Annotated in this window: 6 protein-coding genes; 5 read left to right on the plus strand and 1 reads right to left on the minus strand. The window is 52.0% G+C overall.

What is annotated here, in order from left to right; genetic code table 11:
• Window positions 1–62 precede the first annotated feature (62 nt).
• Window positions 63–8,645: a GH36-type glycosyl hydrolase domain-containing protein gene (locus K7H21_RS06550; protein ID WP_213751562.1), complete on the plus strand. Its 8,583-nt coding sequence runs from the start codon at window positions 63–65 to the stop codon at window positions 8,643–8,645.
• A gap of 19 nt (window positions 8,646–8,664) precedes the next feature.
• Here the strand turns inward: K7H21_RS06550 and K7H21_RS06555 are convergent, their stop codons facing one another.
• Window positions 8,665–8,898, minus strand: a complete 234-nt coding sequence (locus K7H21_RS06555) for a hypothetical protein (protein WP_004132711.1) — start codon at window positions 8,896–8,898, stop codon at window positions 8,665–8,667.
• Window positions 8,899–9,051: 153 nt separating this feature from the next.
• On the opposite strand from K7H21_RS06555, the gene K7H21_RS29315 reads away from it, so the two are divergent.
• The 4 genes from K7H21_RS29315 to K7H21_RS06575 all read left to right on the plus strand — a co-directional run bounded on the left by K7H21_RS29315 (window position 9,052) and on the right by K7H21_RS06575 (window position 12,444).
• On the plus strand, window positions 9,052–9,228 hold the full coding sequence (locus K7H21_RS29315) for a YnfU family zinc-binding protein (protein ID WP_213076229.1): 177 nt from the start codon (window positions 9,052–9,054) through the stop codon (window positions 9,226–9,228).
• 69 nt (window positions 9,229–9,297) lie between these two features.
• Complete coding sequence (locus tag K7H21_RS06565) at window positions 9,298–9,570, plus strand: hypothetical protein (protein WP_016247220.1); 273 nt, start codon at window positions 9,298–9,300, stop codon at window positions 9,568–9,570.
• A gap of 202 nt (window positions 9,571–9,772) precedes the next feature.
• The gene (lpxP, locus tag K7H21_RS06570; RefSeq protein WP_032938037.1) at window positions 9,773–10,681 is read left to right on the plus strand and encodes a kdo(2)-lipid IV(A) palmitoleoyltransferase; all 909 of its coding nucleotides are present in this window, start codon (window positions 9,773–9,775) and stop codon (window positions 10,679–10,681) included.
• Between the two features lie 773 nt (window positions 10,682–11,454).
• Window positions 11,455–12,444, plus strand: a complete 990-nt coding sequence (locus K7H21_RS06575; RefSeq protein WP_047058004.1) for a glycosyltransferase — start codon at window positions 11,455–11,457, stop codon at window positions 12,442–12,444.

A 12,444-nucleotide genomic window follows, 5' to 3' on the forward strand; every position in this document is an offset into this window, starting at 1 on the left:
GAACGTTTCTGAACTGATTTCGCAACTGCTCCTGCGCGCTAACGTCGCATCAGAGCAATGCTATGAAAATGATCCCCAGAGCGTGGTTTAACCGCTCCCGTATTCTGATGAATGCTGCCGAAAACATAACGTTTTCGGCGAACGATCCTGCCGGTGAAAGCTCGCCGCGGTCAGAACTCTTTTCGACCGTCCAGATGGAACGCTACGGCCAGAAGCTGGCGCGGACTCATAAAGTATCACCGGATAGGCATCCTTATTATCTTCTGAAACGGCTTGGCGACAATGAGGCCGTCATTACCCAAAACTGCTATGAGCTTAACGCGGGTAAAAAGACCAGTATCATGCCCGCCGGTGAATGGCTGCTGGACAATTATTATCTGATTGAGGAACAAATCCGCACTGTCCGCCAGCATCTGCCGAAAAGCTTTGGCAAAGGTCTTCCGTCGCTGGTATCGCCGTTGAATTGCCCACGAATTTATCATATTGCATCAGAGGCCATTGCTCACGGCGATGGCCGCTGGGATGCCGCCAGCCTGACCAGCTATCTCACTGCCTATCAACAGGTGACGCCGCTGACGCTGGGTGAAGTCTGGGCGTTACCGGGAATGCTGCGCCTTGCGCTGATTGAAAATCTTCGTCGTATCAGTATGGAAGTGATAAAAGCGCAGCAGGACAGAAACCTTGCTGATACGTGGATAACAAGGATTGTCGAATGTGCAGAGAGTGCGCCTGGTGATTTAATCATGGTGGTTGCCGATATGGCGCGCTTCCGACCTCCGTTAACCAGTGCGTTTGTCGCAGAGCTGGTGCGGCGCCTGCAGGGGCATGGCAACGCGCTGTCGTTACCTCTGACCTGGGTTGATCAGTGCCTTCGGGAACAGGGGATCACCACTGACGTTCTCATACATAGTTTCAATCAGCAGCTTGCCGCCAGCCAGCTGTCCGTCAGTAACAGCATCGCGGGCCTGCGTTTATTGAGTGAAACGGACTGGGCTGATTTCGCCGAAACGATAAGCGTTGTCGAACAGGCATTACGCAATGATCCTGCCGGCATCTATCCCCGGATGCATTTCAATACCCGGGATCATTACCGGCACGTAGTTGAGGTTCTGGCCAGAGACAGCGGTCTCAGCGAGCCTGAGGTTGCTGAGAAGGCGCTGGCGTTTTCAGAGGAAAAAGCGCCTGATACACCGGAACATCATGTTGGTTATTATCTTGCGGGCGAAGGTCGACAGGCGCTGGATATTCATCTCCTGGCAGACGCCTCAAGGCTCATACGCTTGCGGCACAGTTTCAACAGAATAACCCTGCTGTCATGGCTTGGAAGCCTGGCGTTGCTGACAACCGCAGCGACCGCAGCAATATTGCACGAAACCGCCATGCAGGGCGCAGACTGGCTATTGATCGCGGTGATATTACCTCTGATTATCGCATTAACTCAGTTAATGAGCGATTTGCTCAGTGATGCAACCACCCGTTTTCGCGTTCCTCGACCCTTGCCGGGGATGGATTTTTCAGCCGGTATTCCCGCTGACAGTGCCACCATGTTAGTCATTCCCTGCATGTTGACCAGCCACGAAAGTTTCAGCCAGCTCCTCACCAGTCTTGAAGTCTGCTGGTTGGGGAATGAAAACGAAAATCTCAGGTTCGCGCTGCTCACTGATTTTGCTGATTCTGAAAATGAACCCTCGCCGGAAAGTCACGCACTGCTCAGACAGGCTATCGCCGATACGCAGGCGCTTAATCGCCGCTACCCCTCCGGCCGACCACGTTTTTATCTGTTACATCGCCAGCCTGAATGGAACCCCTCGGAAGGCGCGTGGATGGGCTATGAACGCAAGCGGGGAAAACTGGCGTTACTGAACAGCTGGTTGCGCCATCCCGGAACGCAATTCGTCAGCGTTGCAGAGATGCCTGCCCACCTTTTACCGGGTCACATAAAATACGTCATTACCCTGGACAGCGATACGGTGCTCCCGCGCGATACGGCACACAAACTCGTCGCGACGATGGCGCATCCGCTGAATACGCCTGAGTATGATCCGGTACGCCAGAGGGTTGTCAAAGGATTCGGTATTTTACAGCCCGGTCTTGCGGAGGAGATACCACGCAACGGTCAGGGGCGTTACGCAGCCCTGCGCAGCAGCGTACCGGGCAATAACCCTTATTCGATGATGTCTTCGGATATTTATCAGGATCTCTTTGGGGAAGGCTCGTTTGTGGGCAAAGGGATTTACGATGTTGATATTTTTATGCAGGCCACTACGAACATCTGCCCGGAAAATCTGGTACTCAGCCACGATCTGCTTGAAGGATGCTATGCACGTTCGGGTCTGCTGAGCGAGGTGTTACTGTACGAACAGTACCCTAATAATTATCTGTCGGATGTTGCACGACGTTCACGCTGGATCCGGGGTGACTGGCAACTGCTTAACTGGCTAAAACCACGCGTCAGAAAAGCCGATGGAACCCGGGTCAGGAATCCGCTGACCGCGCTTTCTTACTGGAAATTACTCGATAATCTACGTCGCAGTCTGGTCGCCCCCTCCTTACTGATATTGCTGTTCTTCACTCTGCTTTGGGTACCCAATCCGGTTTACTGGCTGGGCATACTGTTGCTGATATGGTTGTTGCCAGCCATCCTCTGCATTAGCCACGACCTTCTGCATAAACCTCTGCGTCGCCGCGTGAAGTCGCATCTGTTACTGGTGGGGGCGGGCGCGCTAAAGCGTCTGTCAGGTATCAGCCTTAATTTTGCGATACTGCCGCACGAAGCCGGATATTCGCTGAAAGCGATCGCCGTGACGCTATGGCGACTGGGGATAAGCAGGCGTCACCTCAGCCAGTGGGTCAGCCACAGCCAGGACAGCAGTCAGGCCAGACCCACTGTTGCACGTTTTTATCAGGCGATGTGGCTGAACGCTGCCGGTGGCGTGGCGCTGACAATACTGACCGGACAATTTGCCCCACAGCTGCTGGGGATTGCGTTACCGATCGGTTTGGTATGGTGTGTGGCACCGCTGCTGATGAGCTGGCTGAGTCGCCAGCCCGTGCGAAAGGTTTTTTCGCCTAATCAGGAACAAAAACAGCTGTTACGCCAGACAAGCCGTGAAATCTGGGCTTTTTTTGAAACATTTGCCACAGCAAAAGAGAACTGGCTTCCGCCTGATAATTATCAGGAAATACCACAACCGACGGTGGCACACCGAACTTCTCCTACCAATATTGGTCTTTCACTTATGGCTAACCTGACGGCATGGGACTTTGGCTACCTGCCTGGCGGAGAGGTGCTCCGGCGCGTGTCGCTCACGCTCGACACGATGGATAAAATGGAGCACTACCGGGGCCATCTCTACAACTGGTATGACACCCGTACGCTGGTCCCCCTCAGTCCACGCTATATCTCCAGCGTCGACAGCGGCAATATGGCCGGGCATTTATTGACCCTGCGTGCAGGCCTGTCCGCCATGCGTCATCAGCCTGTTTTAAGCAACCAACAGATACTGGCAGGACTGAACGATACGCTGGATATTCTGGAAAAACAGTGGGGTAAGAACCCACCTGACAGCCTGAGACTGCTGCGCAAGCATTGCCTGAACGCGGTGTCGCTCTCTCCGCAGGCGCTTTTCAGCGAACTGAAAAGCATGCGCACCCAGTGCAACCATCTGACCAGCGCATGTCATCAGGGATCTCCTCTTCAGATGCGCTGGGCTGGACATCTGGAGCATCAACTGGTTCAGCTTTGCCATGAGTGGTCTCTGTTGCTTGGCTGGTTGCCTGCATCCTGGAATGAACAGACGCTGCCGACGCTGAGCGAGCTTGCCCGTCCGACATTAACCGGTACAGGAACGCCTCCGGCGTCAGTGGCGGAGCAGGCCCGAATGCGACTCAATATTATCACCGAGCTGGAACAGCGGCTGGATGAGCATGCCCGGATGGATTTCGCCTTTCTGTACAGTGAAGCAACCAGTCTGCTCAGCGTCGGTTATAACTGTGACACCAATATGCCTGACAAGAGCCACTACGATCTCCTGCCGTCTGAAATCCGCCTGACCAGTTTTCTTGCCATTGCGACTAATCAGCTGCCTCTTAAAAGCTGGTACGCGCTGGGTCGATTGTTTACCACGATTGATAATGAAACTGCCCTGATGTCATGGAGCGGATCCATGTTTGAATATCTGATGCCGAATCTGGTGATGCCCACCTGGCCCGGCAGCCTGCTCGATGAAATGAGTCAGTCGGCGGTTATGCGCCAGATTCACTGGGGGAAAGAACGCGGGGTACCATGGGGTGTTTCAGAGTCTGGCTATCATGCTTTTGATGTTCAGCATAATTATCAGTATCAGGCATTTGGCGTACCGGGGCTCGGTCTACGCAGGGGACTTGCCGATGACATGGTTGTCGCTCCTTACGCCACGCTGCTGGCGCTGATGGTTTCCCCGCAGAAAGCTTGTGAGAACCTGTTCAGGCTGCAAAAAAATGGTGCATGCGGAGAATACGGTTTTTATGAAGCGCTGGACTATACCCCCTCACGTCTTGCAACCGGTCAGCTCTATGCGGTGGTACAGTCCTGGATGGCGCATCACCAGGGTATGGCATTTCAGGCGCTGGCTCATGTGCTGCTTGATGCCCCCATGACTGAACGCTTTATGTCCAGTACGGTATTCCGGTCAGCGAGTCTGCTGTTACAGGAGCGCGTGCCGGATGCGGTCGATCTGTACAGTCCGCGCCGTCATTTTGAATCTCATGAGGGCATGGTCAAACCCGTTCGCTATGAACCCCGTATTTTCTATAGCGTGGATACCCCCGCCCCGGATATTCAACTCCTGTCCAACGGCCATTATCATCTGATGTTGACCGCGGGCGGCGGCGGTTACAGTCGCTGGAATGATATTGCACTAACGCGCTGGCGCAGTGATACCACCCGTGATAACTGGGGAGCATTCTGCTACATCCGCGATACCCAGACGGGAGATGTGTGGAGCAATACCTGGCAACCAACAGGCTACACCAGCGGACAAGACGAGGAAGTGTTGTTCACCGATGCGGGGGCAGAATTCAGACGCAGCTTAGGGGGACTCAGCGTCAAAACTCAGGTGGTGATCTCTCCGGAGGATGATGTTGAATTGCGACGGCTCACACTGATTCATCGTGGTCGCAAGCCTCGCTCTCTGGAGCTGACAACCTATGCTGAAGTGGTACTGGCACCTGATGCCAGCGATCTGGCACACCCGGCATTCAGCAATTTGTTTATTCAGACTGAGCTGGCTCCTGAGCGTGACGCTATTCTTTGCCACCGGCGCCCGCGCTCACCGGATGAACCGGGCCCTTGCCTGTTTCACATGATGGTGGTGCACGGCGATAACCGACATAACGTGTCGTTTGAAACGGACAGGGCAAGGTTTATTGGACGTGGCAGAAACCCTGCGAATGCACAGGCAATAGAGACGGGAGGGATGCTAGGCAACACGTCGGGCTCGGTGCTGGATCCGATACTGGCAATTCGCAACGCCATTATTCTGCAGCCGGGGCAGCCGGTTACGATTGATATCATTTATGGCATCAGCGAGACCCGTCAGCAGAGCCTGGCGTTGCTGGAGAAATATCGCGATTACCCTATCGCCGATCGCGTCTTTGAACTGGCCTGGTCTCACAGTCTGGTGGTATTGCGCCAGATGAACGCCAGTGAAGATGATGCCACGTTGTTCAATAGTCTCGCCAGCGCTGTGCTTTACCCTGTCCAGGAGCTGCGCGCCGAAGGCCAGGCGATCGGCCGCAACCGGCGTGGCCAGTCCGGACTGTGGGGCTGGGCAATTTCAGGGGATCTGCCGATAGTGCTGCTGAGTATAACCAGCGAGGAAAGTATCACCTCAGTGACCACACTGATTCAGGCACACCGTTACTGGAGACAGAAAGGGCTGGATGTTGATTTAGTTATCCTGAATAACAGCCCCGGCGGCTACCAGCAGGGATTACAAAATCAGATTATGGAGTTAATTTATGCCGGGTCTGAAGCCAGTCTGCTGGATAAAAAGGGCGGGCTTTTTGTCCGCAACGGTGAGCATCTCTCCGCTGAGGATAAGTTGCTTTTGATGAGCGTGGCCTGTCTTTATCTTGATGACCGCGCAGGGGGGATTAATGAGCAGCTTAACCAGCGTATTCATACCCTGAAATCGCCGGCAAGGGCATTCATTCCGCGTGCTGTGCGCGAGCGTAATCAACATACGGACTGGAGCCCTGATACCAGTCAGTTATGCCATTTCAATGGGTACGGTGGATTTTCTCAGGATGGGCGGGAGTATCAGATCGTCCTTCGGGAAAATGCGCTTACACCGGCTCCCTGGTCGAACATACTGGCAAATTCTCGTTTTGGCAGTGTGATCTCAGAGGCAGGGCAGGCCTATACCTGGTATGAGAATGCCCATGAATACCGGTTGACGCCGTGGGAGAACGATCCGGTGAGCGATCGCAGCGGCGAGGCATTTTACCTGCGCGATGAAGAGAGCGGGGAGTGCTGGTCGCCGACGGCTTTACCTGTTCGCGGACACGGTGATTACCTGACCCGCCATGGTTTTGGCTACAGCGTTTTTGCCCATCGTGAGAGTGGTATAGACAGCGAGTTGACGGTCCTGGTTGCTGAAGAAGATCCGGTTAAACTGGTGCTCCTGACGCTCAGTAACTCTTCGGGACGGACACGTCAACTTTCCGTCACAGGCTATGTAGAGTGGACGCTCGGAGAAACACGAACGCGCTCAGCCCCTCACATTGTGACACATGTGGCCAGAACGCCCGGCGGCTGCGGGATACTTGCGAATAACTTTTATGGTGATAATGGTGGCGGCCGAACTACATTTTTTGCCGTCAGCGGTAATGACTGTTCTCTGACAGGGGACCGCCGGGAGTTTATTGGCCGTAATGGTTCCCTTCACGCCCCTTCGGCTATGAAACTGCAAAAGCTTTCTGGTAAGACGGGGGCCGGTCTGGATCCCTGCGGAGCGGTGCAATCGGCGGTTACATTAATTGACGGGGACCAGAGGACGTTTATTTTTATCCTCGGCGCAGAGGAGAATGATGTTTGTGCTCAGGAGACGCTGGCCCGCTACATGAACGAGGATACGGTCCGCCAGGAGCTGAACCGGATTCATAATCACTGGCACAATGTTCTCGATAAAATCGTAGTTAACACCCCCGACACGTCCGTAAATTTACTGGTTAATGGCTGGCTGTTGTATCAGACGGTCGCCTGCCGTCTTATGGCCCGGAGTGGCTACTATCAGTCTGGCGGTGCATTTGGTTTTCGCGATCAGCTGCAGGATACGCTGGCTCTGAGCCACGCTGCTCCGGACCGGATGCGTGAACAGATAATACTCTGTGCATCACGGCAGTTTATCGAGGGGGATGTGCAGCACTGGTGGCACCCGCCACACGGCAACGGTGTGCGTACCCGCTGTTCCGATGACTATCTTTGGCTGCCGCTTGCTGTTTGCCACTATGTTGAAACGACGGGGGATATGGATGCACTGGAAATACGCATTCCTTATCTGGAGGGACGCTCGCTTCAGCCTGGTGAAGAGTCTGTCTATGACACGCCGGTCATCAGCGGCACCGAAGAGACACTCTGGTTACACTGCGTCAAAGCTATTCACTATGGACTTCGCTTCGGGGAGCATGGCCTGCCGCTGATGGGGGCTGGTGACTGGAATGACGGGATGAACCGGGTGGGTATCGAAGGCAAAGGTGAAAGCGTCTGGCTGGGCTTCTTCCTGTACGACATTTTGCAGCGGTTTGCAGCGCTGGCGGAGCGCAGGCTGGATGAAAGCGTCGCCGCGATGTGCCGTTCACAGGCTCTGCGCCTGCAAAGTAATCTCGAAGCCCACGCCTGGGATGGGGAATGGTACCGGCGCGGGTATTTTGACGATGGTACTCCCCTGGGATCGAAAACCTCACAGGACTGCCGGATTGATGCGATTGCGCAGAGCTGGTCTGTATTGTCCGGCGCCGCGAGCCCGGGACGGTGCGCAAAGGCCATGCAGGCGCTGGATAAGCACCTTGTGGATAACGAAGGAGGGCTGATCAAACTGTTAACGCCTCCTTTCGACGGACACGGTCCAAATCCGGGCTACATACAGGGGTACCTGCCCGGCGTGCGGGAAAACGGAGGGCAGTATACGCATGGCGCCATCTGGGCAGTGATGGCCTTTGCCCGAATGGGGAATGCCGGACGAGCCTGGCAACTCTGGTCAATGCTCAACCCTATAAATCATACCCTGAATGCGGACTCTGTCGGGATTTATAAAGCTGAGCCTTATGTCATGAGTGCTGATGTCTACAGCGTCGCTCCCCATACCGGACGTGCAGGGTGGAGCTGGTATACCGGTTCCGCAGGCTGGGCCTGGCGTTTACTTACCGAGGAATTACTGGGGATAAAACGTTCCGGCACTGACTTTAGTGTTCATGCCAGGTTACCGGATGAGTGGTCGTCTTTTTCTATGGCATATCAATATGGTGAAAGCCATTATCAGATTAGTGTTTCACGCGGCGATGCAGAATATTGCGTGACGCTGGATGGTGTTCTCCTCCCTGATGACAGAATACCGCTGAAGGATGATGGACAAAACCATAAGGTTGAGATCATTCAGAACTGACACTGATCCCGGAGGTGCATTAACGTCTGCCGTTAATGCGCTGATTATCCCTGAGAACATCAATCGCAGTCTGCATGGCGATTTTGTCATCCCGCCTTTTTTGTTTGTCCTGCATGACCTGAAGGTATTCCAGCAAGGTGCGGGTATTAATCGGTCGGCCCTGTTTACCCACAGCCAGCACGGCTTCGCCAAGAATAATTTTCACAGGCGGTAGTTGTGCCGGATACCAGTCAAGGGTGTCTTCTGATTTCATCTTAAATTTCTCACGGAAGGGTAGTGTATCATAAATAAGACGTTCAATTTTCAATATCTGATATCCTGATTCAGACACAACTTAACATAACTTATGCCAGTTATTTTTATATTAAAGCGTATAATAATTACTGTATTCCTCAGAGAATTATTTATGTCTTATACAAATGGGCTCAGGTATTTTAAAGAAAGACCGGTTCATGTTGCCTGCCCGGTATGTGCACACAGAGCCGATCAGAAAGCAGGTAAACTAAGAAAAGATGCGGTTCTTGAGTGCCCTGCCTGCGGACTGTTGTTCAGACCTTCAGAATGCTGGTGTATCGGCGGCTGATCACTTAACGTCAGTGATGTCGGAAAATGACAACATTCCTCCTGTACTGCTGTTGTCGAGGGTATGATAATGAAATCTAAAAAATCTGTTTTTATTGAAGGGCATATCATGTCGAACAGCTGTCACGGACAGCCTGGCCAACCTTTCTGTATTCACCGGGTCAGGTTTAGTAATGGTAAATATGCGATTATTCGGGTGGCATCCGGGATATGTTTCAAACCAGGCGAAATTATTCAACGAAACGATTGTGAGTGGTTTTATAAACTTACCAAAATTCGGCTTCTTTCTTTTGAGTACCTTGATGATGATGAATCAAGAAGACAATTCCTTGAGTATCAATGATAAAACCATGGATTTATAACAGAATAAATTTGCTGGCTTACAATTCACCCTTGGCTCTTTAAATTATTCACCAGTCATTGAAAAATATTTTTTCCTGAATTTAGATGAATTTAAATTATCTAAAACAAAATGTATCGCTAAAGACGAATTGCCTCATTGTTTTCCTTTTGCGTTATAACCTTCATTAGCATTAAGGAAATTTATGGCACAGACTTTTACTCATAATTTACTTCATCCTCGCCACTGGCTTACCTGGTCTGGTTTGGGTCTGCTGTGGCTTCTCGTTCAACTTCCTTACCCGGTTTTACATATTCTGGGCTCTGGCCTTGGAAAAATATCCAGACCCTTTCTGAAACGCCGGGAACGGATTGCGATTAGAAATATCGAACTGTGCTTTCCCGAGATGACACCGTTTGCCCGGAGCCAGATGGTCAATAAAAACTTTGTTTCTCTCGGGCTGGGACTGATGGAAACAGGAATGGCCTGGTTCTGGAGCGATGCGAGAGTCAAAAAATGGTTTGATGTCGAAGGGCTTGAAAACCTGACCGGTGCGACAAGAGGAGTAATGGTTGTCGGGATTCATTTTATGTCCCTTGAGTTGTGTGGAAGAGTAATGGGGTTATGCCATCCTATGATGGCAACGTATCGCCCACACAATGATCCATTAATGGAATGGGTACAGACAAAAGGGCGTATGCGTTCAAATAAAGCTATGATTAATCGACGTAATTTATCTGGTTTTGTTCATGCGCTAAAAGCTGGTGAAGCCGTTTGGTTTGCACCAGACCAGGATTATGGGTCTAAAGGAAGCGTTTTTGCACCTTTTTTCTCGGTAAAAAAAGCAGCAACGACGAACGGAACGTATGCCCTTTCAAAACTCGCTGGTGCACCCTTGATCACACTTAGCATGATTCGACGTAGCGATAAAAAAGGTTATCACATGTATATCAGCAATCCGTTATCAGGCTATCCAGGGGAAGACAAGGTCGCCGCAGCGGCTTATATGAACAAGATCATCGAGCGTGAAATTCTCCGTGCCCCTGAGCAATACCTGTGGATGCATCGCAGGTTCAAAACGCGTCCTGAAGGCGAAGTCTCTTTATACAAATGAACAACTCTACTTGTCACGAGCCAGAATCCATCTTTCTTGCCACTGCGTATTTGTAAAAAATGGGACAGGGGATTATTCGATCGGCTTCATGTTAACGATGGCGTAACTGACAACCAAGGTTAATCAATTGAACCTGTTCGGATTTGAAGGTCCGCTTCTCGCTTATAGCTGCCATTCAAAGCGATAATAATTTTTGTATATTTTCTCTTCCACATGATGTCAGTTATCGGGAATGGTTTGACTATCCAGCAGGCATAGCATCCTTTACAGCTCGACAAACCGAACGCTCCGATAGGGTATGCAGGCACACGGATGGCGTGTAAAGCAGAGTGAAAAAGATGATCGATTAAACCGATCGATTTTATAAAATTGATCTGCAAAATGAATTATCCGGCACGCTAGTGCCTGTGCTAAATTCCCAGCAATTCATTTAACGTATTGTTTATTAGTTTATTTCCTGTCTTCTGGTGGGCGCCCTTCTTTTGTCCTGCGGGCACGGCATGGGAATGCGACAGCAGGTGATGGAATGAAAAGATGTGCCCGATGTAACAAGAAAAGAAGCATTCTGGACCGGATTTTCGGGCTGGATAAAGAATTTTGCGATGGCTGTCTGATGGTGGTTAACCTGGAAATCAGAGAAAAACGAGTGGTGTCCACACCAGCACGAAAATCACCGGGACGCTCTTCCTGACAATGTTTCGTACCCCGCAGGTTATTGCCTCTGATGGGGTAACAACTCTGAAGCTTCCCTCTGTTTACATTCCCTTTGATCAATGAAAATCAACATCGATATCAGCGTCATCATTCCTGCCTTCAATGCAGTTGACAGCATCGGGGCTCTGGTCCATACACTGCTTGGCGAAACAACGCTCAGTACTGAAATCATTGTTGTGGATGACGGTTCAACCGACGAAACATGGACGCTACTCAGCGCCATTACAGATGAACGGCTTATTCTCATTCGTCAGGAAAATCAGGGCGTGTATGCTGCCCGTAATGCTGCACTGGCGATTCACCGTGGTGAATGGGTGGTGTTCCTGGATGCGGATGACCGGGTTGCGGCAGATTTTCTGCAGGAGCGGCTGCGCACAGCCCGCGAAGCACAGGCCGATGTCGTCCTTTTCAATGCCCGGCATACAGACAGCGCCGGACATCTGCGGCATACCGTTCACCGCAGACAGCCTTACGGTCAGACGCTGACGGGTCAGCAGTGGATACGCCATTGCGTCAGTCAGAGGGAATGGCCGCATTATCTGTGGCTGCAGATAATCCGTTCAGCGTATATTCGCGAGCATGACCTGCGATTCCAGGAAGGGAAAAGCCACAAGGACATTCTCTGGACGATACAGCTTGCCGCCGCAGATGGCCGATTTTATTTCTCTGACAGACAGGATTACCTGTGGGTGAATAACCCGGCGTCAATTACCCACCGCCCGGATTATTACGATATCCGCGCGTTCAGCTATTGCGACGTGATTGCAGATATTCTGGCACTCAGTACACAGACGCAGTACCGATCTGTCAGACGAGCGCTGGTCAGGCATGCGCTGGTGGAAAGCCGCCATTTTCTGGGCCTGTACCGGCGCAGGGTGAATGACCGGCTGGCGGTCCGGGCGCGTTTTCGTGCGCGGATAGCCTTTCGCCATCTGGTATCCGGCGTGAGCAACCTGAGCGATGTCTTTTTCCTCCTGAAGCTGGTCCGCAATATTTATCTGCCTGGTGTCCGCAATACTCCCGCAGCCGTTTCGCAGGTGCGGCGTTAA

This window comes from Klebsiella sp. CTHL.F3a (genome assembly GCF_019890895.1).
GTDB lineage: Bacteria > Pseudomonadota > Gammaproteobacteria > Enterobacterales > Enterobacteriaceae > Klebsiella > Klebsiella grimontii.

Coding starts and splice junctions, on each gene's coding strand:
- K7H21_RS06550 (WP_213751562.1), top strand. CDS start 63: ATGAAAATGATCCCCAGAGCGTGGTTTAACCGCTCCCGTATTCTGATG.
- K7H21_RS06555 (WP_004132711.1), bottom strand. CDS start 8,898: ATGAAATCAGAAGACACCCTTGACTGGTATCCGGCACAACTACCGCCT.
- K7H21_RS29315 (WP_213076229.1), top strand. CDS start 9,052: ATGTCTTATACAAATGGGCTCAGGTATTTTAAAGAAAGACCGGTTCAT.
- K7H21_RS06565 (WP_016247220.1), top strand. CDS start 9,298: ATGAAATCTAAAAAATCTGTTTTTATTGAAGGGCATATCATGTCGAAC.
- lpxP (WP_032938037.1), top strand. CDS start 9,773: ATGGCACAGACTTTTACTCATAATTTACTTCATCCTCGCCACTGGCTT.
- K7H21_RS06575 (WP_047058004.1), top strand. CDS start 11,455: ATGAAAATCAACATCGATATCAGCGTCATCATTCCTGCCTTCAATGCA.